This is a genomic window from Shewanella youngdeokensis (genome assembly GCF_033180165.1).
GTDB classification, from domain to species: Bacteria; Pseudomonadota; Gammaproteobacteria; order Enterobacterales; family Shewanellaceae; genus Shewanella; species Shewanella youngdeokensis.
The window spans coordinates 3,226,635-3,246,589 of the sequence record NZ_CP136522.1 but is presented as its reverse complement, the minus strand read 5'-3'; the positions used below and the strand labels follow the sequence as shown (position 1 = coordinate 3,246,589).

The following is a 19,955-nucleotide window of genomic DNA, read 5'->3' as shown; positions in this document are numbered from 1 at the left end:
ATTATGCGGCCAAATAATTACGAAAATAGTGCAATCATTCGAGTTGTGGTCAGTTTGTTGCACCGCAAAGTCATCTTGTATCCGTATCGCAATATTGATTGGCATACACCTCTGATGATGTTGGCATTTGTGGGGCATTTTATGACGCCAGTCAAATATTGACATTTGACAATGAACTATACCGATCAGCGCTCGGTCATAATTATTATGCAAGCTAAATGCGAGTTTTAATGATATGAACGGGAGCTATTATCTGTAGCCTAAGCAAAATACAAGCTGTAAAGAAAGGCATGACTATCGTACTCACGGTGGTGGGCTTTTTATGGTTGATGTTGAGCAGCTCATTTTTTGTTGCAGAAAATGACAATAGTGATATTGCATTATCCTCAGTTTTTAGTGCGATTAATGGGACACAAAATGTTGAGCTGAACACTCTCGGACCTTGTGATTTTTACGATCATTTTTGGCCAGTTTGCTTTAATGACCCCAGCCTTAGTGCCGTATTGCTATTACTGTTATCCGTAATATTATTACCTCTAGTGTTTAAAACCTTGTATTTCATCCTCGATGTACCAACGTTACCTCAACCACGACGAAATAACATTGCTTCTTAGTGCTGACAATATTACCCTCCACTGAATCAGTTGTTTTTAAACCTTAGTCAGTATCATGTTTTAGCATGTGTTGGCACTGAATTATTTCAGTTGGTTGTCATTACCAATCACCGATACCCGTACAGGAACTACATTGAAAGCTACTCATTATTTTTTGCTCTTTTTAGGCATGCTATTGTCTGGAACGACACTAGCCCAAACAACCGGTTGGATCGACAACCCAAATCATCCCCCAGTTAAAGTTCGGTTTATGGTGACGGGTGAGGTTGACCCCGTTAGCAAGGCGTTACCTGCTGTGCTAGAGGTTAAACTAGACGATGATTGGAAAACCTATTGGCGTAGCCCTGGAGAGGGCGGTATAGCGCCAAAAATTAATTGGCAAGCATCTACCAATCTAGCTGATGTCCGTTGGGACTGGCCAACTCCTGAGTCATTTTCATTATTAGGGCTGCAAACATTCGGCTATCAAGAAGACGTTGTTTTTCCGATGTTATTGCAACCCCAAAATGCCACTCAGCCCGTTGAGCTAAATGGGCTGCTGACATTATCGAGCTGTACTTCAATTTGTGTATTGACCGATTACGCCTTTAACATAAATATTGACCCTCAAAAACTGACCGCAGATCCAGCTGCGATGTTTGCCTACAACAAAGCAAAGTCGAGTGTGCCGCAGCTTAAGCCTAATGCCGACATTGACTTAGGTTGGGACCACTCTAAGCAACAACTTCAAGTGCTGATCAATGAAGGCGACTGGCACTACCCAAAGCTGATTATTGACGGTGAACCAGAGGTAAACTTTAAACTTAAGCGGGTTGAGACCAATACCAACGAACAAGGTGTTACTCAACTTAAAGCTATTTTTGATGGTAGCAGTTGGTCTGGTGAAGCAAATGTTATTGGCAAACCGCTCAATGTCACTGTGTTTGAAAATGACAGCGCGATTGAATACAGCGCCGCGGTGAGTCCGGTACAAATAGTGGCTGGTGAATCATCATTACTGACCATGTTGCTCATTGCGCTGCTTGGCGGGCTGATTTTAAATGTCATGCCGTGCGTACTGCCTGTACTGGGGATGAAGCTAAGTAGTGTTGTCGCTGCCCCTTCACTTGATAAAGCTAAAATTCGTCAACAGTTTTTAGCCTCCGCGGCAGGTATTGTGGTTTCGTTTTGGTTGTTAGCCGGATTTATTTTAATGCTAAAAGTCAGCGGTCAAGCCATTGGTTGGGGAGTGCAATTTCAAAACCCTTGGTTTATTGGCTTTATGGCACTAGTGACGGCGGTATTTGCTATTAACATGTTAGGGGCGTTTGAAATTAACTTACCTTCAAGCTTGCAAACAAAGTTGGCGACCACTGGCGGTAACAATAACCGCGGCCATTTTTTACAAGGCATGTTTGCGACCTTGTTAGCAACGCCTTGTAGTGCGCCCTTTTTAGGCACAGCTGTGGCATTTGCATTAGGTGCCGATGCGCTGAGTTTGTGGGTGATATTCACGGCGCTTGCAGTGGGAATGGCCCTGCCATGGCTGCTAGTTGCAGCGGTGCCTAAAATCGCTAATTACTTTCCAAAGCCTGGCCGCTGGATGAGTGTGCTTAAAGTGTTTTTCTCAGGCTTATTATTACTGACAAGTTTATGGCTTATCAGCCTGTTAGCTAACTTTATCTCAGTAGCTATTCTTTGGGTGGTTGCAGCTATATTAGTTATCGGCTTTGTGGCCTTAATGGCTAAAATGCATGGCTTAGCCGCTGTGGTAGCCAGTATCAGTATTGGGATTATGATTAGCGCAATAGCGGCGTTTTCAACCTCTGATAAATGGGCTAACCCACTACCAACAGATTTAAACTGGACTGCGTTGCAGCAAAGCAATATTCAAGCTCAGGTGGCCAGCGGCCAAACCGTTTTTGTAGACGTGACCGCTGATTGGTGTATTACGTGTAAAGCCAATAAAGCGAGCGTAATTTTGCAAGACCCTGTTTATAGTCGCTTAAAGCAAACAAATGTGGATCTTGTTATTGGTGATTGGACCAAACCTTCTGCGGCGATTACCGATTATTTACAAAGCTATAATCGTTATGGGGTGCCGTTTAATATTGTTTATGGCCCTAATGCTCCGGATGGTATACCACTGCCAGTTATTTTGACGACTGAGCAAGTGCTGGCAGCGATTGAGCAAGCGTCAGCGCAGTAAGGTTTGTTAGCCAAAGGATGGGGGGAGTATGGCGGAAAATGATTCAGCTCAATCTATAATGCGTACTCTCCTCAAACTTGCTAAGCAGTTAGTCATAATGTTACTGGTGTTTACTTTGGTGTCAGTGGCCGTGGATATATGGCGCAGCAAAGACATCAACACCATGGATTTGCCAAACATCAAAGCGTTGACTATTGATGGCACTCAAGTAGATGTTATCGCAATGAGTTATGAGCAGCCTGTTTTAGTGTACTTTTGGGGGACTTGGTGTCCGGTTTGCCGCTTAGTCAGCCCCGCTGTCGATATGATGTCGCAGCATTATTTTGTAGTGACGCTAGCAATGCGTTCTGGCAACAAGCAAACACTGAGTCAATATTTGCAACATAAGCAATTAGGTTTTAGCGTGGTGAATGACCCACGCGGGCAATATTCTCGCTTATGGTCAGTGCAAGTTACGCCAACGATCATGATTATTAAAAATGGTCAGTTACAGTATTTTACGAGTGGGTTTACCAGCTTGCCAGGTATGTGGTGGCGTATGTGGATGGCTTAATGTCGGGGCTTTGGCTGTTTAGTTCTATAACTGCGCGACCCGTTATTAGCCTTTAAAGGCTATGCTGGCTGGTATCAACAATCGCTTGCTGGCATTGCGTTCTTGCTTTATGCATCTCGCGGTAAGCCCTTTTCGATGGTGCGGATCACCCGTTGTGTTTTACGACTTAATTGGCTGAGCTTTAAATGTTGTTGCTCAAGTGCCCAGTCAATATGTTCTATCACCATGTCATCAACCTCTGTCGATAATTTTCGCGCTGTTAATGCCGATATAATGGCCGTTGACGTCGGCGCATTACCTAATGCAATTGCAATATTTCTAAGCCAGCGACGATGGCCGAGTCGCCGAATCGCACTCCCTTCAGTGAGTTTTAAAAACTCGGTTTCTGTCCAAGCAAATAAAGTGAGTAAGTCAGGGTGTTGCAAAGGCGTGCGGGTATGGTAATCGGCCTCGGCTGTAAGCGGAGCCACGCGATTAATTGGGCATACTAGCTGGCAGTCATCACAGCCATAAATGCGATTGCCAATTGCCTGACGAAACTCAACCGGAATTGCCCCTTGTAGTTCAATGGTGAGGTACGATATACAGCGGCGACCATCTACAATATATGGTTCAACAATGGCGTTGGTTGGGCACGACTTGATGCACGCGACACAAGTATTACAGTCAGCAACAACTGGAATATCAACGGGCAAGGGGAGGTCTATTAGTAATTCACCGAGAAAAAACCAGCTACCAGCATCCGCGTTTAGTAGTAAGCTGTGTTTACCTGTCCAGCCTAAACCGGCTTTATCTGCAAGTGGTCTTTCTAAGACTGGGGCTGAGTCAACAAAGGGGCGGGAATTGGGTTTGCTTATACCCATCTCTTTTAGCGCAGCTTCTATTTTATCGGCTAATTTTTTAAGTCGGTTACGAATAATTTTGTGGTAATCACGCCCACCTGCATAGCGCGAAATATAGCCCGCATTGGGGTCGTTGAGATTGGCAGCAAAGCCCGCATTAGGCGGCAGGTAGTCCATCCTTGCTGAGATAACCCTAATCGTACCAGTGTGTAGCTCATGCGGCCTAGCCCGCATCATTCCATGGTTGGCCATATACCCCATTTCACCATGGTATTGATTGTCTAACCACTGCTGTAATTTGGGTTCTTCAGAGGTTAAATGTGTGTCACAAATCCCCAATTGAGCAAAGCCAAGTTCTTGCCCCCAAACTTTTATCTGCTCTGCAAGTTTGCGCAGAACCGCGGGAGTTAATTGAGAAATTGGAGCAAGAGGCTGGGCTGAATTTGGCATAGATATGAAAGCAATAAAAAAGTGACGGCTAATAATAGCACCATTTATTGTAGAACATGACTACAGCGCGGTGATGTTCGCAATAAATAACCTTAAAGCGGTATGTTATTGGCCTCTTGTGATACTACTTGATCACGTCTACGCGTTTAATCAGTTGCGTCAAGAGGTGGCGGTTTCGCTGAAAAATTGAAGCGCAACAAACCAGGCCATAGTGATAGGCAGAGCATTTTTTAGATAGTCATATTGCTCGTGTATATTGAAACAACTAAATCGGCCCATTACTGCATCTTATATAGCATTAGTTAAACGGGTTTATTTGCTTGCTCAAAATGGATAATGGAACTGGGCACGGTTTATCGTTAGTCCTGCAGTTAGGGGACCATATGCGCTTTATCAGTAGATTCAGTTTGGTCAACAAACCATTAAAATGGCCGGAACAACCAGCAATAAGCTTACCGGTAGGGCTTAATGTGTGACCAAGGCCTAGGTGCAAGTTATTGCACGTGAGTAGGCAGTCACGAAAGCATGGCTTTACTGAACGATACAAAGGTATTACCATCACGCGAATTGTGAATATTAGAGATTTAACATGACTGAAGTAAACGCTGAATACAAAGCACGTGCTGAGCTGGTGGCATTAAACGTATGTAATACTGTTATGCCAATGGATCAAATTCCAGAGAACTTATTTGAAGCATACGCCAACCTGTGTAATGAGCTGATTGAAGATACCGATCTTAAATTCAACAGCGGTTGGGATGCCTTACCTGCAAGCGCTAAAGCCCTATTGCCGAAAGTAGACTTTCATGGCTTTTATATTGCGAATGCTTGGTTCCAACTTAGCCGCGTTGCGCAAGATATTGCTGAAATGGCAGATACAGACGATGAAATCGCCGAGAAAGAATACAATGGTATTTTTACCCGCTTGTCAGACGCGTCGCTAAAAGAGAGTGTAAAAAAACTGAAAAAAGCGCGTACTGATCGATCAATGCTAAACAGTATCAAGTCTGTTATAGCGGGTAAGTAATTACTTACTTTTAAATATTGATGCGTGTCTACAGTGTTAAGTTAAAGGCCATGGTAACCCATGGTTTTTTTGGATCTGCTAAATCGTGGTTAAGTTGAATACCTCCTACTACTAAGCGCAACTTTACCTTTCAAGTTTACTTACGCTAGCTAATTAATATTAGTTTGCCGCTTTGCCCTTACTGCCTTTATACGTGTTCCTTAATAGTCGCGTTGCTCACTATATTGTGCTGGTGTTAATACCATTTATTTTTCTTGCTGCTAATACATTATTTGAACACGGACTAAGTAAGTTTAGCTATTGGTAATTTACAAGGTCCTACATCAATATTGAGCTTTAGTTATAAATAAGCGATTAAAGATATAGCTAAAAATGTTTAAGTAACACTTTGCATAATTGCTCTAAAACGGGCTACAACCTTTGGCATAGCTGAATTGTCTCTTTTAAAAACATAAACATAAGCCTAAAAATTAATCACAACATGTAACCCTATATAAGATGTTTGTGTTTTAAACTGTTTATTAAATACCTGGTTTGTATGGTTTTTGTGAAGTCGATCGGATTGGGTTTAACTAAAGCGTGATATAAAACACGCTCTTGGTGCCAATTTGTAATTATTTTAAAAAGGAATGTAAATGTTTAACACTAAAGTCAATAAAACAACATTGCTCTTAGCTTTAAGTATTCTTTCAGCCCCTGCTTTAGCTAGCTATGAATTTGAAATTGATGAAGATAGCAAAATATCTTTTGGTGGCTACATTAAAGTTGATGCTCGTTACGTAGATGGTGATGTCGCTTACCTTGATAAATGGTCTGGTAATGGAACCGTTTTAACTGGCGATGCATCGCAATTTAAAATTTTTGCTAACCAAAGTCGCTTCAATACTAAGTATGTACATGGCGATGTGACTGGTTTTATTGAAATGGATTTCTTTGGTGGCAGTGGTAATGAAGTTATTTCTAACTCATATAACCCAAGACTGCGTCACGCTTACATCAAATACCAAGATTTACTAGTGGGCCAAACATGGTCAACATTTATGAATACCAGTGCAATGGCTGAAACCGCTGACTTTGGTGGCACGATGATGGGGATCGCTTTCATCCGTCAAGGCCAGATTCGTTACAGCTTTGGTAACTTACAAGTTGCACTAGAAAACCCAGAAACATCTGGTGGCGATACTGCAAGTGATAATGTACCTGATGTTATTGCTAAATATACTTTCAAAGGTGACTGGGGTAACGTTTCTATTTCAGGTGTGGGCCGCCAGTTAAATACACTTGATGGTGAGACTGAAACGACATTTGGTGGTGGTTTTGCTGGTAAAATTAAAACCTTCGGTAAAGATGATCTTCGTTTCCAATTCCATACTGGTCAGCTAGGCCGCTATGTGGGTACTTCAGCAGTTAAAGATTTAGTGGCCAAAACGGTTGATGATGTCACGACTTATGACGCTGAAGAGTCAACTGCATACAATGTTTCTTACCGTCACTTCTGGACTAGCACTCTGCGCTCAACTGTAACTTACGGTTACATCAAAGGCGATGAAAGCGGTACTGAGATCAGCCAGTGGGGCCTTAACTTGTTTGAAAACCTAACTCCTGAGCTAGCTGTTGCGGTTGAAGTTGGTAACTACCAATTAGAGCATCTAGATGCAGATTCATACTACGGTCAACTATCAATGCAATACAAGTTCTAAAGCGTAGTTTATGATTAAAAGCCATGATGATTCATGGCTTTTTTTTGCTTAAAATTAAGTGGTAAAACAAAGAAAAAATTGATTTTATTGCTAGGCACTAAATACGGTGCTAAACCATAACGCTAATGCTTTTTTTGCTTCTGGCTCACCATTTATTTGCACTAAACCACTCTTTTTAGCTTGCTCCCAGCTCAGTACATTTGTGGCTAAAGCGGCCATTACGTCTAAGTCTGTCACTAACATTAATGTATTTTCATCGGTTGCTGTATGCAGCTCGGTTATCTGTATTTGCTCGCTAATACTCACTTTACGGTAATGGCCTTTAGTTGCTTCAAAAATCGTAAAGGCAATTTTGCTGTCATAAGGCTCACTGAGTGCGCGGGTAAAGGTTGTTAACTGGGCTTGCTCGGTCATATGTGCGTTACCCAACATATTAGAGCGTCTCTGTTCAACTACCTTATTAAAAATGTCTAACGAGCCGGGCTCAGTCACAAAGCTAAAGCCAGTGTCTTGGTGAATACCGCAGCCAAAGCTGTGTGATGAAACCAGGGTAAGCAAAAGCAATAGTCGATGTAATTTCATGATGTCAGCCTAAAAGTGTTGTATTAGTGGGCTTACTAAAATGGGTTGTATAGTGATGGTAATTTTCAGGGTTATTGAATTAAAAAGGGACCATCAAGGTCCCTTTTAATATTTACGCTCTGGTATTAATCAGCGATTAATGGACCAATTTATTAGCGCACGATAAGCATGATGTCTTTTGGTGCCATTGCTTTATCGAAGTAACCCATAAACTGACCAAACTCTTTGATGCTGCCATTAGCAAAGCTAAAGTCACCAGATTGCAGGTTGTTACCAATCACTTGCTGTGCGTTTGGACCCGCCATTAGGATTTGGTTAAGTACAGCGCGGCTAGTGTTAATTTGTACATCAGCACCTTTTACCGCTGTTTCGTGTAACTGAGCAATACCGTTACGAATTTCAACAGTGAAAGATTCGTTAGTATCAGCAAAGTTGTACGTTAACGCCATTTGTACATCTAGTGTGTTTTCAGCAATCAATGTTGCCGTCATCATATCTAAGATTTGCTTGGTTGGTAACGCAGTTAATACGTCAACTGATGCAAAGCTAATCATGTTAGAAAAATCACGTTTGCCTTCAAGCTCTGCTGCAGCATTTAAGCCCCAGTTACGCCAGTTAATGTTCACTTGATCTGCAGACCATGCTTTATAAGCTTGAGCTTTAAGCTGGCGCGCTTCGGTGTCATTTTTGTTCAGCGTGATTGGGTAAGACAAAATTTCAGCTGCAAAGGTAAAGTTTTCAGCTTTAATCGCTGCTTTAGCTGTGGTTAAAATGTTGTCACGACCGCCCATGATTTCAACAAATGCTTTAGCACGTTGTTCGTATGCCATAGGCTCTAACTGCCATGGATCACCTTCGAAGAAACCGTTGTAACCCACATAAATTTGGCGTACAGCATGTGCAACAGTACCGTAGTGCTCACCTAACCAAGGGTGCTCGGCTAAATGGCTAGGTAGTTTAACAACTTCAACCAACTCATCAGGTGTCATGCCTTTGTTCATGAAACGGATTGTTTGGTCATGGGTGTACTGAATCGCATCGCGATAAGCAGTTAACACGTTAGCGACAGCTGCTTTACCTTCTACCGGGCGACCGTGCGAGTTGATCATGATTTCAGTATCGAACTTACGCATGGTATCAATACCTTTGAACCACATTGATGGGTCACGGAATTTAGTACCACGGATACTGTGTAAGTTAGGGAAGTTTTCACCCTGTAATACTTCAGCCGCATGTAAGATTTTTTGCTCTGGTAGGTAAACAACCACTTCATCTTTGGTTTCTGAAGGCACGTTTACAATCTGCATACGTACGCCAGAAATCGTAATATCTAGAGTGCCGTGTGACTCAATGAGTACATTAGGTTCAATAAACGAGATATCACCTTGCATAAAGCGTGGGCCTAAACCATCGTTTACAGTACCGTGTTCACCTTCTTCTACGTGCTTAGCACCAGTGTAAGAAGTACGGTGGCCAAATAGTGTACCAAGGTTTGAAGACCAGTTAGCTACAGCAGCTGTAAGACCTTCTTGGGCGATGATTTTAATCTCACCTGATTCAACTTGCTCATCAGTTGCCCATGCACGCACACCTGAGATATGGTCAATGTGGTTGTGTGAGTAGATGATAGCTTTTACTGGTTTGTCAGTAATTTTGCGGAACTGTTGTTTAACAGATTCAGCCATTTGTACAGACTCACCCGGATCAACAATAATGATCCCGTCATCACCTTCAATCATTACCGGCGTATCAAGACCGAAACCGTAACCAAGGTAAACGTTGTCGTCTACTTGAAGGACTGCTTGGTCCATCTTACGACCATGCTTAGTCAGTGTTGGATGTACGTGGTCAGATTCAGCAGTGTAAGCTAAAGATTCACCTGTTTTAGACAACACTTTAATACGGTCGCCTTTACCCCAAAAGAGGTTTGATTCGTTTTCAAATAATACTTCGCTGGTGTAGCGTGCATTAAGATCAATATTTTGGTATTGAGCTGCTGAGCTAGTTTGCAGTGATTGACCAACAGTTGATGTTGCTTGTGTCACTGGAGTAGCAAGTGCGCTACCTGATGCAAACAACACACCAGCAATTGCAATTGGAAGAGCCATTTTATTAAATATACGAGCCATGTTGACGACCTTTAGTTGAGTGTCTAAACAGTAGATTCATTTCTTGGTTATTATAATAGAGAACCGCTATTATTGGATCGACAAGATAAATCGAATTCGTTATATCGTAATTACGATATGTGGTGCGGTTTCAGTGGTTGCATTTACGATGTTTTAATCGAGAAATAGGCTAATTTACAGGCTTTGAGCGTGGTAACATGTCCAGCGTTGAGCCTTGCATGGCTACCGCATTAAAGTGCAAAAAGAGACCCAATAATGAGTAATGAGATCCCTAATTTAAATTTGTTGGCCGTTTTTTCAGCGGTAATGGAGCAGGGGAGCCTGAGTAAAGCAGCTGAGCTGTTAAATACCAACCAATCGACAATTAGTACCGCGTTAACGCGTTTAAAAGCTGAAGTTGGCCAAGAACTGTTTGTTCGTAGTGGCCGTGGTGTGGTGCCAACTGCTTATGCTTCGAGCCTTTTTTCACAAGTTCAGTCACCGGTGCATCAACTCAGTCAGGTGTTTCATACCTTAAGAGAGTTTGACCCTGAAGTGTCAAAACGGCAATTTGTGATGACTGCACCGGAGAATTTGCAGTGGTTATTTTTGAATAGATTTGAAAATAAAGCCAACAAAAACATAAGTTTGGAAATTTTCGATCAGCCTGATGATGACGGCAAAGTGTACGATGCTTTATTAACAAAAAAATTTGACGTAATGGTTGATATTTTTGAACCGCAACAACGCAGTATTGAGTCGGTTAGGTTATTTGAAGGGGATTTTGTTATTGCCTGTCGTCAAGGTCACCCGAGAATTCAAGGTGAGTTGACAGAAGCTCAATATATGGATGAAACCCATGCTGTGCTTGAGCGAACTCGAGACAAAATGCGTAGCCTAGGCCACTACACTGCCATTGACGTTAGCAAACGTAAAATTGCCTACCATGGCCGCTCTTTGTTTAATAACTTAGTGCTGTGTAGCCAATCAGACTTTATTACTGTGGTGCCGCTTTCAATGGCACTACAATTTAAAGACTCGCTGCGGTTGCAATTTTTTAAGCCTCCATTTGAATATAAAAAGGTGTCCAATTACCTGATCTGGTCAAAGCAATTTAATCACGACCCAAGTCATCAATGGTTTCGTGAGGAGCTGATTGAGGCATCTAAGAGTATTGTGAAGCAGATGCAAGGGAACCAATTTTAGGCGTGTTTGAGGCGCGTATTTAAAGTCATTGCGAGTGTTATTGCTTTACTTTTGTAGTACTCCTTTTGTGATATCAAAAGGCTCAAGTAGCAAGGATGGTATTCAATTTTAAAACAGTGCAGCGTATAAACAAAAAAAGCGAGCTCTACATGGTAGAGCTCGCTTTTATTACTTAAGCGGCTTTAGAATTTGTAAGACGCTGTTAGCTTGTAGTTACGACCAGGTTCATAATCGCTAACACCAAAGTCGTGAGATGCATGTGAACTGTAATGTTCGTCAAATATATTTTCAACAGATGCTGTAATGGTTAACTCTTGCACGCTAGTCGGTACCCAGCGAAGGCTAACATCATGTACGTTGTAACCCTCTTTTGCAGAGTCTGCTTCAACATCTTTATCTAAGTCGAACACCAATTGGCTGGTCCAGCTCATATTCAAACCTAAATCGGCAATGTCATAACCAAGGTTGAAAGCAATGCTGTCGCCTACTTCGTCGTCAATAGCTTGACCTAGTGCAAAGCTGCTGTTGTCGTTAAGTTTGGTAAACTCTGAATCTGAGTGAGAGTAGCTAAGGCGAGCACTTAAGTTACCACGGCGTAAATTAAACTCTGACTCATAACCAACAAGCTCTACGTCACCTTCGTTGCTGTAAGTTGATACTTTACCAGTCATAGTATCGTTGATGTAGTCATCAATATGGGTTTCAAATACAGTAAATGAGAACCCAAGTTGGTCAAGCCCCATTACTTGCTGAGCTTGGTATGCCACAGCTGCTTCGTAGTTGATGCCGGTTTCAGCTTTCAAGTCTGGGTTGTAAGTTGAACCTGAGGTTAGGTATGAACCGGTAAGCCCTGGGCCTTTAAACAACTCAGTTGCGCTAGCTCGAACAGTCCACTTATCAGTTAATTCGTACTTGGTTGCAAGTGCGAAAATAGTGTCGGTGAAGGTATCATCTGACGCCATTATGTCAATTTTGTAATGGTTGTAACGCACACCAGGGGTGACGAATAAGCCATTAATAAGCTCTATTTCATTTTCTGCGTATAGCGCAAAAGAGTCAGCGCTTTCAGTTCCATCGTTGCCATTAGGGTCGTCAGACACCTGGCCATTAACTAATTTTTGCGCTTCTTCTTGCTTGCCCTCAACACCATAACGAGCGGTATTGTACATGCCAGCTAATTCATAAGATGTTTCAGCCACAGCTTTCAAGCCGTAGACAATAGTATTACCCTCAGAGACCTCATTTGTGTCTGAGTTGGTATTTTTATAGTTCATCTCGTTGCGGTACAACGAGGTATGAACATCAGTAATTCCTAGAGCAAGCTCATGATTTAAGGTGAGAGTTTCACGGGTGTATTCAATTGGTCTGATATAATTAGAATGATCAAAATCATTACCAAGGTTAGACTTAAGGGTGTAATCACCTGCATCTTCGTAGTAGTCATAGCTTAATTCTAAGCGGTTTGCTTGGTTTGCATCCCAGCCAAATTTAACCATGTAGTTTTCGGTGCTACCTTCTTGTCCAACTGCTTCAACACCAGCACCATCTTCAGGGTTATTACGCTCAATACCGCTGTAATAAGCAAGTACATCAATGGTGTCTGTTAGTTGCGAGTAAGCTGTACCTGAGTAGCTGTAGCTGTCATTAGACGCAAAGCCTGCTGATAAACGAGCACCAAACTTTTCATCTTTTTTCAATAAATCTTTAGCGTCTTTAGTTTCAAAGGCAATACCACCACCTAAGCCGCCATTTAAAACAGAGTTATTACCTACTTGAATATCAACCGCTTGTAATATATCAGGGTTAATCAGTAAGTTACCAACATGGTGGAACACGTTGTTGGTTTGGCTAGCACCATCAATGGTGATATTTAAATCGAGTTCACTAATACCACGGATGTTAATCCCTTGGTTCATTGAGTGAGTACCACCAATATCAACGCCAGGTTGGTCACGTAATAAATCACTCAAATGGTCAGCTTGTTTAAGCTCGATGTCACTTGTCAGTATTGATGAAGAGCTGATAGCTGTACCCCAAACTTGTACCACTTCAGCGTCGTCGGTTGCTTTATCAGCAGCATTGGCGGCAACTGGAAATGCACAAGCCGCGCAAATTAATACGGCTAGAGGAGTTGGGGTGAATAAAGGTTTGGTTGACATACGACTTCCTTGATTACAGCTTAAATACAATCAGTATTGATAATGATTCGCATTAGACCATAACTTACCGAAATCACAACGTTATTCGTCATTCGCATATTGCATTGTTATTATTTAACTTTTGTATAATCCGTGATGCTTATTTAGTGTTTTGAGTAAGCGTTTTCAAGGCGTTACGGATCCAGCTACACATGGGGTCATTATGAAAACGTTTGTGCCAATATAGTTTTAGCTCGGTATTGTCGTGGATCAATGGCTTTGGGACTTGCCGCATCACTAATTCACGCTGTACACAAATTGATTCGGCATAACGCTTTGGTAGGTGGAAAATAATATCGGTGGCCTCGGCAATGCCTGCCGCACAAGAAAAATTGGTTAGTCTTACGGGAGTGGCAACACTAAAGTGGCTACCATCTTGCGCTTGAAAATTTGGCTCCAGCGATAACTGTTTATCACCTTGCAGTGAAATTTGCCCAAATTGACATTGGCGCAAGTTGTCCATTGTTAACGGTTGGTGTGCCAGTGGGTGGTTACTGCTCATTACTAAACAATAATCGCGTTGTAATAACGTCATACTGTGTAGGTTTTGATCAATCACTTGTGGCGTGTGACATGAGAGAACAAAGTGGCAGTCACCCGCATGCAGCGCCGCAAAGTGTGGCTGCGGTATCGTATCTAGCTCAATTATCATGTTGGGTGCGTGCTCACGCACATGTTTAAGTAACAGTGGCGCAATAAACTCCATTTGGGGCGACAGACCAAATAAGCGAACTGTGTTATTGCTGGTGGCTGGGTCAAAATCTTTACCTTTAATCAGATCCTCTAAGCTACTTAATACCGTGTTGAGTTCCAACTTTATCGATTGCGCTTTTGGGGTAAGCTCGTAACCGTTGGCGGTTTTGACTAACAATAGATCATTAAACAGTTTACGGAGCCGATTTAACGACCGACTAACGGTCGGCTGGCTAATGCTCAATTGCAATGCGGTATTAGAAACGTGTTTTTCTTCTAGTAAGTGTTTAAGTGTAATTAATAAGTTTAGATCTATCTGATGCAGATTCATGTCAATTGGCTCATAAAAAATGGGTACATCACTTATATACCAAGGGTGTTAAACAAGATTGTTGAGCAGTTTATGGGCTCATGCGACCGATTGCTCATTAAAAGCCCAATACGAGTCGCTTTGATAATCATTATTAATATCACTTATTAGGTAATTCTTTATTAGTATTTATTAATGAGAATGATTATCATTGCGGAGGTCGGGTTTCTAGATTATCATACTTTGGTTCAATTAGGACATTAGACATTAATTAACGCTTTGACTGATAAGATAGAGACCCTGAGGATGACTTCACACCATTACCGTAGCACTGATAAAAACTGTTACGCGTCGAAACTTAAAAGTGCAGTCACAGTTGTGGCATTAACCATCTCTAGCGCGGTAATGGCCAATCCGGGGGCGCTTGAGCAATCTAACAGCCTAGAAAAAACCATTACCCAGCAAGCCGCTACCACTCAGCAAGCCGTGGCCAAAAGTCATATGAATGCAGTGCAACTAGAGGCTGAAAACAACTCCCTACGGGCAGAGCTAAAAGAGTTACAAGTGTATAAAGCGCACCTTGATTCGATGATCCAAAGCCAAAACGATGAAATTAATAGTTTTGATGTTCAACTCGAAGAGATCGTTGAAACCAAGAAAAGCATCGTACCGCTAATGTACTCTATGCTGGAATGGTTAGAGCAGCACATCGCTGCAGATAAACCCATTCGTATAGATGCCAGAAATGCCCGCATCAACAAGCTTACCGCAATGATGCCTCGAGCCGATATCAGTGATGCCGAAAAGTATCGCCGCATTTTAGAAGCTTACCAAATTGAGCTCGAATACGGTTATAAGTTAGGCAGTTACAAAGCACTTATCACAATAGCAGGGCAGTCGTTACAAACCGAACAACTGTACTTAGGCCGCACCGCGCTTGTGGCACGTAGTGCCGACCGTAAAAACTACTGGTCATGGAGTAGTAGCAATAAAAATTGGCAACCGCTTGATACCAGTTTAGGACTGCATATTGATAAAGCTTTTGATGTGGCAAATAAGCAAGCCGCCCCCCATTTATTGACCTTACCTGTGTCGCTCGCAGTTACCGAGGGAGCAGAATAATGTATATCAATACTGTAAAAAAACCGACTTTGTTAGCCCCATTAGTGTTGATGATGGGATTGTTACTCAATACTCATACTGTGACGGCCGAACCTGCAGAGGTTGCAACACCCGAAAAATTGTTATCGATCACCAATAACGCCCAGCAGCAAGAGCAGCAACATAATCAACAACGTTTGCAGCAATTTGAGCACACAGAAGCGAGCTTAAGAGCTGACTTTACTAACTTGAGCCAGCAAATTGCCCAACTAGAGCAGCAAACCGCCGCATTAGCAGAAACCTTTCAACTTAATGAAGAACGACTCGCAGATAAAGAGAAAGCCCTGCATTTAGCTACAGGCAGTTTAGGTGAGTTATTTGGCGTAGTAAGGCTGTCGGCCAAAGAGCTACTGCTGGAGCAAACGGTTTCAGTGGCCAGTATTGGCGCCGAGGCTAATATCGCAATGGTCGACAACATCGTTGCCGCTAAAACGTTACCGTCAAAACCACAACTTTATGGATTATGGCAAGCGTTTCAACAGCAAATACAGGTAAGCGGCCAGCAACAAGTTATGAACGTTGCCGTGACCAAAAGAAGCGGTGAAACGGTAGAGCAACAAGTGTTACGCATGGGGGCTATAAGTCTAGCTAATGAAGCCGGATTTTTGTCATGGGACGCATCGCGTTCAAGCGCAATGGCTTATGGTGTGCAGCCTGAGCTAAAGCCTAACGGCACTCTAGTGGCAGACAACGCCTTACTCGAACTTGACGTTACTCGCGGAAACTTACTCGACCAATTAGCGCAAGCTCCAACGTTGTCACAGCGACTCGACAATGGCGGCATTGTTGGGCGAGTGATCTTGGGGTTAATGGTGATAGGACTACTGATTGGCCTAGTACAAGGTTTGCACCTATTTACAATGAAACGCCGCGTTAACCAACAGCTAAAATGCGTTGATAAGCCCTGCGATAAAAATCCATTAGGCCGAATTTTATCAATTTACCAAGCCGACAACACGCCAAACACCGAGGCGTTTGAACTGCGGGTTCTCGAAGCGGTAATGGACGAGCAGCAAAGTTTAGAGCGTGGCCTATCACTGGTTAAACTCTTTGCTGCCTTAGCGCCAATGTTAGGTCTACTTGGTACCGTTACCGGCATGATCGAAACATTCCAAACCATTACCCAATTTGGTAACGCTGACCCTCGCGTGATGGCCGGTGGGATCTCAATGGCATTGATCACCACAGTATTAGGCCTTATCGCAGCAATGCCATTACTGCTAGTGAGTAATGTATTGAATACGCAAGTTGAATCAATAAGAAACATTATTGAAAAACAAGGTGTTGGTTTGGTTGCTGAACGCGCTGAACAGTCGCAGCTACAGCGTCAATTGAACGAGGCTGCGTAATGGAAGCCTTGGCTGATTTGGCCTTAATCTTGTCAGATTATGGCCCATTAGCGGCGATTAAAGCCTTTATGTATCGCGGTGGCCCAGTGCTGTGGTGGTTAGCCGGATTAGTCGCTGTGTTTTGGGTATTAGCCCTAGAGCGCATTTGGTACTTTGCAGTTACTTTCCAACAAGAACAACAAGTGTGGGTGCAGCAATGGCTGCAACGCACCGATAAAGTGTCCTGGTATGCACAAGCCCAACGTACGCGCTGGTTAGATGAAGCAGAGCAAAAGTTAAAATGCCACTTACCGATGCTTAAATTGATTGTGATGTTGTTTCCAATGCTCGGACTGCTAGGCACTGTAACGGGCATGATCTCGGTATTTGACGTTATTTCACTGCAAGGCAGCGCCGAGCCAAGGTTGATGGCCTCTGGTATATCAATGGCCACCTTACCGACCATGGCCGGCATGGTTGCCGCTCTTATCGGTATGTTTGTGTTTTCACGCCTCAACAGCGTGAGTGAAAAACGTTTGGTTCACCTAGAACGACTCATGAGAACATCAGCCACAGTGACGGCTTAAACCGTATTGAATCAGACGTCTCGATAAATATAACCGCCAACATAGAAAACAAAGCATATGAGATTAGGACAACGAAAGCGTAATCAAGAAGAGGCACAAATTGATATGACATCCATGTTGGATATTGTATTTATCATGCTGATATTTTTTATTGTGACCAGCTCATTTGTACGCGAATCAGGGGTAGAGGTTAACCGTCCGGCAGCATCGAATGCCACTAGTCAAAAAGATGCCGGCATCTTTATTGCCATCACCAACAACAACGAAGTGTATATCGACAAACGCCTAGTAGATGTTGAGCGCGTGCAAGCCACGTTAGAGCATTTAATGATAGAGCAACCTGATGCAACGTTAGTTATTCAAGCTGATAGATTTGCCTACAACGGCACAGTAGTTGGGGTAATGGATGGCGCAAAAGGTGCTGGAATTAACAACATAGCCTTAGCCACCGAGTCTAACTAATGCGCCGTTTACTGTTGTTAACGCCGTCAGCACTGATTTTTACCGTGGTGATTTTTGGTTTTATTGCATGGTTGGTCGAACCGGGCAAAGGCCCGATGCCCGATCCCGACTCAGTATTACGTTTTGATGTAATACAGATTGAACCCGATGCTCAATTACAGCGCCGGCAACGTAAGCTACCCGAACCACCTGAAAAACAATTAATGGCGCCAACGCCACAATCGCAGGCCAGTGCGCAGCAGTCAGAAAGTATTGCTGCCGACATGCCAGACGTACCTGAAATTAATATAGATTTAGCCGTAGCGGGGCTTAGCTTAAATATCCCCATTACGTCGCAGCAAACAGATTTGAGCTCAAGCCTAGCTTCGCCCTCAATTGGCGACAACCAACAGGTTATGCCATTGCACCGAGTGGAGCCAAGGTATCCAGCCCGAGCCCTAAAGCGCAAACTAGAAGGCTACGTGCTATTGGGCTTTGTGATAGATAAAAAAGGTAACCCGCAAGACATTAAAGTGCTCGATGCCAACCCAAGTCAACTCTTTGACCGAGAAGCAATACGGGCACTAAAACGTTGGAAATATCAGCCAAAAATCGTTAATGGTAACGCCACCGCGCAGTTAGGGCAAAGCGTAAGACTGGAGTTTAAATTACAGAAATGATGAATTTAATTAGAACACTTTGTTATACCGCATGTTTACTACTGAGCTGCTCAAGCATCGCAGCAGAATTAAGTGCCCATGTTGATAAGTCGATAAATAAGGCTTTTTGGCTGGAGCAAGAAGGTGACGCGACTGGCGCCATTGAATTACTCAACGCACTTAACCCGCATCGAAAATATGACCGTGCATATATCGACCGGATGCTAGGCATTTTATACTGGCAAACAGAAAAACCAGAGCTAGCCCAACAAGCACTGACCAATGCTGTCAGCAGCGATGTTTTACCCGCTGATCTACAAGCCAAAACCCGCCGTATGTTGGCAGATATTTTATTAGTGAACGGCAAATATGATAATGCCATTTTGCACTATCAATACCTGATAGACCATATACCGCAAGGTGTTGACGGCGACGGGAAACGTAACTCATTGCTTAGCGAGTTATGGATGCGTGTGGCACAAGCAAACTACCAAGCCGAGCACTGGCAGCCAGTGCTACAAGCCGTTGACCAATACCAAACTTACCAGCCAGCATTACAAGCGCCGCAACTCACATTACGCTTAGGCGCTCAGTTATCACTGTCTAAGTGGGCGGGCGCAATTACCACGGTTTCATCATTAAAACAGCTAGAGCCCGCAAAAGCACGCTGGTGGCAGCAGCAAACAGGTTTGTACCTGCAGCAAAAACAATATGGCAACGCCTTAGCCAATATTAAGCAGTATCAGCGTGCAGGTTTTAAGCTTACTCAGCCAGAATATCGTACGATGGCTAAGCTATATGCAAGTCAAAAAGCGCCAGAACTGGCAGCAAAAATTTATCATGACGCCATTACCGACAAACAAACACAAGACTGGATGACTGAAGCGCGTTATTGGACCCAAGCGCGGCAGTGGGATTTGGCCATTGATGCATGGCGCGTAACCAGCGAGCAAGATGACCAATACAAAAAGCAATATGTACAGGTATTGCTTCAGCAAAAAATGTATCGCCAAGCGTTAGCCGTGGTGTCTAGCATTCCGCAGCCAAGCCAAGGTTATATGCTGGCTCGTGTTGAAGCGCATTATCACCTCGCTGACTTTACGAATGCCAAAGAGGCTGCAAAACAGGCCTTTGAAATGCAGCCCAACGAACAAGCCAAGCAATGGCTCGCATATTTAGAACAACGCGAAAAACGTTTGGGACAACAGATTTAACGGCGATTGCCGTATCAGTTTAAATAGCCACACTGCTCAGTGTGGCTATTTTTATATCACTTTATTTACTCATGTTCGTAGCTGCAGTGCAGCT

18 protein-coding genes are annotated in these 19,955 nt (G+C 43.1%); 13 read left to right on the top strand and 5 right to left on the bottom strand.

Annotated features, from left to right (window positions below; all coding sequences use genetic code 11):
* The first annotated feature begins 3 nt into the window (after positions 1–3).
* The 4 genes from RGE70_RS13895 to RGE70_RS13880 all read left to right on the top strand — a co-directional run bounded on the left by RGE70_RS13895 (position 4) and on the right by RGE70_RS13880 (position 3,355).
* On the top strand, positions 4–162 hold the full coding sequence (locus tag RGE70_RS13895) for a hypothetical protein (protein WP_310472035.1): 159 nt from the start codon (positions 4–6) through the stop codon (positions 160–162).
* 128 nt (positions 163–290) lie between these two features.
* Positions 291–614, top strand: coding sequence for a hypothetical protein (locus RGE70_RS13890; protein ID WP_310472034.1), 324 nt, complete (start codon positions 291–293; stop codon positions 612–614).
* A 169-nt stretch (positions 615–783) separates the two neighbouring features.
* Complete coding sequence (locus RGE70_RS13885; RefSeq protein WP_310472990.1) at positions 784–2,802, top strand: protein-disulfide reductase DsbD family protein; 2,019 nt, start codon at positions 784–786, stop codon at positions 2,800–2,802.
* A 28-nt stretch (positions 2,803–2,830) separates the two neighbouring features.
* Positions 2,831–3,355, top strand: coding sequence for a protein disulfide oxidoreductase (locus RGE70_RS13880; protein ID WP_310472033.1), 525 nt, complete (start codon positions 2,831–2,833; stop codon positions 3,353–3,355).
* Between the two features lie 107 nt (positions 3,356–3,462).
* Here RGE70_RS13880 and queG read toward each other — a convergent pair whose 3' ends face one another.
* Positions 3,463–4,647, bottom strand: a complete 1,185-nt coding sequence (gene queG, locus RGE70_RS13875) for a tRNA epoxyqueuosine(34) reductase QueG (protein ID WP_310472032.1) — start codon at positions 4,645–4,647, stop codon at positions 3,463–3,465.
* A gap of 589 nt (positions 4,648–5,236) precedes the next feature.
* Here queG and RGE70_RS13870 point away from each other — a divergent pair.
* Both RGE70_RS13870 and RGE70_RS13865 read left to right on the top strand, forming a co-directional pair.
* On the top strand, positions 5,237–5,674 hold the full coding sequence (locus tag RGE70_RS13870; protein ID WP_310472031.1) for a DUF3069 domain-containing protein: 438 nt from the start codon (positions 5,237–5,239) through the stop codon (positions 5,672–5,674).
* 635 nt (positions 5,675–6,309) lie between these two features.
* Positions 6,310–7,374, top strand: a complete 1,065-nt coding sequence (locus RGE70_RS13865) for a DcaP family trimeric outer membrane transporter (protein WP_310472030.1) — start codon at positions 6,310–6,312, stop codon at positions 7,372–7,374.
* 90 nt (positions 7,375–7,464) lie between these two features.
* Here RGE70_RS13865 and RGE70_RS13860 read toward each other — a convergent pair whose 3' ends face one another.
* Both RGE70_RS13860 and RGE70_RS13855 read right to left on the bottom strand, forming a co-directional pair.
* Positions 7,465–7,956, bottom strand: a complete 492-nt coding sequence (locus tag RGE70_RS13860) for a hypothetical protein (protein WP_310472029.1) — start codon at positions 7,954–7,956, stop codon at positions 7,465–7,467.
* Between the two features lie 152 nt (positions 7,957–8,108).
* Positions 8,109–10,085 carry an alkyl sulfatase dimerization domain-containing protein gene (locus tag RGE70_RS13855; protein ID WP_310472028.1) on the bottom strand — a complete coding sequence of 659 codons (1,977 nt, stop codon included), beginning with the start codon at positions 10,083–10,085 and terminating at the stop codon, positions 8,109–8,111.
* Positions 10,086–10,340: 255 nt separating this feature from the next.
* Between RGE70_RS13855 and RGE70_RS13850 the strand changes: the two genes are divergently transcribed.
* Positions 10,341–11,270, top strand: a complete 930-nt coding sequence (locus tag RGE70_RS13850; RefSeq protein WP_310472027.1) for a LysR family transcriptional regulator — start codon at positions 10,341–10,343, stop codon at positions 11,268–11,270.
* Positions 11,271–11,452: 182 nt separating this feature from the next.
* Here RGE70_RS13850 and RGE70_RS13845 read toward each other — a convergent pair whose 3' ends face one another.
* Positions 11,453–13,429: a TonB-dependent receptor domain-containing protein gene (locus RGE70_RS13845; RefSeq protein ID WP_310472026.1), complete on the bottom strand. Its 1,977-nt coding sequence runs from the start codon at positions 13,427–13,429 to the stop codon at positions 11,453–11,455.
* Between the two features lie 139 nt (positions 13,430–13,568).
* Positions 13,569–14,492 (bottom strand): LysR family transcriptional regulator, encoded by a 924-nt coding sequence (locus RGE70_RS13840; RefSeq protein WP_310472025.1) that lies wholly within the window; start codon positions 14,490–14,492, stop codon positions 13,569–13,571.
* Between the two features lie 285 nt (positions 14,493–14,777).
* On the opposite strand from RGE70_RS13840, the gene RGE70_RS13835 reads away from it, so the two are divergent.
* The 6 genes from RGE70_RS13835 to RGE70_RS13810 are packed head-to-tail and all read left to right on the top strand — an operon-like array spanning position 14,778 to position 19,861.
* Entirely contained in the window at positions 14,778–15,593 is an 816-nt protein-coding gene (locus RGE70_RS13835) for a DUF3450 domain-containing protein (RefSeq protein ID WP_310472024.1), read from the top strand.
* On the top strand, positions 15,593–16,981 hold the full coding sequence (locus RGE70_RS13830; RefSeq protein WP_310472023.1) for a MotA/TolQ/ExbB proton channel family protein: 1,389 nt from the start codon (positions 15,593–15,595) through the stop codon (positions 16,979–16,981). Before RGE70_RS13835 ends, RGE70_RS13830 begins: the two co-directional genes overlap by 1 nt.
* Positions 16,981–17,547, top strand: coding sequence for a MotA/TolQ/ExbB proton channel family protein (locus tag RGE70_RS13825; protein WP_310472022.1), 567 nt, complete (start codon positions 16,981–16,983; stop codon positions 17,545–17,547). Before RGE70_RS13830 ends, RGE70_RS13825 begins: the two co-directional genes overlap by 1 nt.
* A gap of 57 nt (positions 17,548–17,604) precedes the next feature.
* Positions 17,605–18,009 carry an ExbD/TolR family protein gene (locus RGE70_RS13820; protein ID WP_310472021.1) on the top strand — a complete coding sequence of 135 codons (405 nt, stop codon included), beginning with the start codon at positions 17,605–17,607 and terminating at the stop codon, positions 18,007–18,009.
* Entirely contained in the window at positions 18,009–18,668 is a 660-nt protein-coding gene (locus RGE70_RS13815; RefSeq protein ID WP_310472020.1) for an energy transducer TonB, read from the top strand. Before RGE70_RS13820 ends, RGE70_RS13815 begins: the two co-directional genes overlap by 1 nt.
* Positions 18,665–19,861: a tetratricopeptide repeat protein gene (locus RGE70_RS13810; RefSeq protein ID WP_310472019.1), complete on the top strand. Its 1,197-nt coding sequence runs from the start codon at positions 18,665–18,667 to the stop codon at positions 19,859–19,861. Before RGE70_RS13815 ends, RGE70_RS13810 begins: the two co-directional genes overlap by 4 nt.
* Positions 19,862–19,955 lie beyond the last annotated feature (94 nt).

Coding starts and splice junctions, on each gene's coding strand:
- RGE70_RS13870 (WP_310472031.1), top strand. CDS start 5,237: ATGACTGAAGTAAACGCTGAATACAAAGCACGTGCTGAGCTGGTGGCA.
- RGE70_RS13895 (WP_310472035.1), top strand. CDS start 4: ATGCGGCCAAATAATTACGAAAATAGTGCAATCATTCGAGTTGTGGTC.
- RGE70_RS13825 (WP_310472022.1), top strand. CDS start 16,981: ATGGAAGCCTTGGCTGATTTGGCCTTAATCTTGTCAGATTATGGCCCA.
- RGE70_RS13885 (WP_310472990.1), top strand. CDS start 784: ATGCTATTGTCTGGAACGACACTAGCCCAAACAACCGGTTGGATCGAC.
- RGE70_RS13820 (WP_310472021.1), top strand. CDS start 17,605: ATGAGATTAGGACAACGAAAGCGTAATCAAGAAGAGGCACAAATTGAT.
- RGE70_RS13815 (WP_310472020.1), top strand. CDS start 18,009: ATGCGCCGTTTACTGTTGTTAACGCCGTCAGCACTGATTTTTACCGTG.
- RGE70_RS13845 (WP_310472026.1), bottom strand. CDS start 13,429: ATGTCAACCAAACCTTTATTCACCCCAACTCCTCTAGCCGTATTAATT.
- RGE70_RS13890 (WP_310472034.1), top strand. CDS start 291: ATGACTATCGTACTCACGGTGGTGGGCTTTTTATGGTTGATGTTGAGC.
- RGE70_RS13830 (WP_310472023.1), top strand. CDS start 15,593: ATGTATATCAATACTGTAAAAAAACCGACTTTGTTAGCCCCATTAGTG.
- RGE70_RS13865 (WP_310472030.1), top strand. CDS start 6,310: ATGTTTAACACTAAAGTCAATAAAACAACATTGCTCTTAGCTTTAAGT.
- RGE70_RS13860 (WP_310472029.1), bottom strand. CDS start 7,956: ATGAAATTACATCGACTATTGCTTTTGCTTACCCTGGTTTCATCACAC.
- queG (WP_310472032.1), bottom strand. CDS start 4,647: ATGCCAAATTCAGCCCAGCCTCTTGCTCCAATTTCTCAATTAACTCCC.
- RGE70_RS13840 (WP_310472025.1), bottom strand. CDS start 14,492: ATGAATCTGCATCAGATAGATCTAAACTTATTAATTACACTTAAACAC.
- RGE70_RS13810 (WP_310472019.1), top strand. CDS start 18,665: ATGATGAATTTAATTAGAACACTTTGTTATACCGCATGTTTACTACTG.
- RGE70_RS13880 (WP_310472033.1), top strand. CDS start 2,831: ATGGCGGAAAATGATTCAGCTCAATCTATAATGCGTACTCTCCTCAAA.
- RGE70_RS13850 (WP_310472027.1), top strand. CDS start 10,341: ATGAGTAATGAGATCCCTAATTTAAATTTGTTGGCCGTTTTTTCAGCG.
- RGE70_RS13855 (WP_310472028.1), bottom strand. CDS start 10,085: ATGGCTCGTATATTTAATAAAATGGCTCTTCCAATTGCAATTGCTGGT.
- RGE70_RS13835 (WP_310472024.1), top strand. CDS start 14,778: ATGACTTCACACCATTACCGTAGCACTGATAAAAACTGTTACGCGTCG.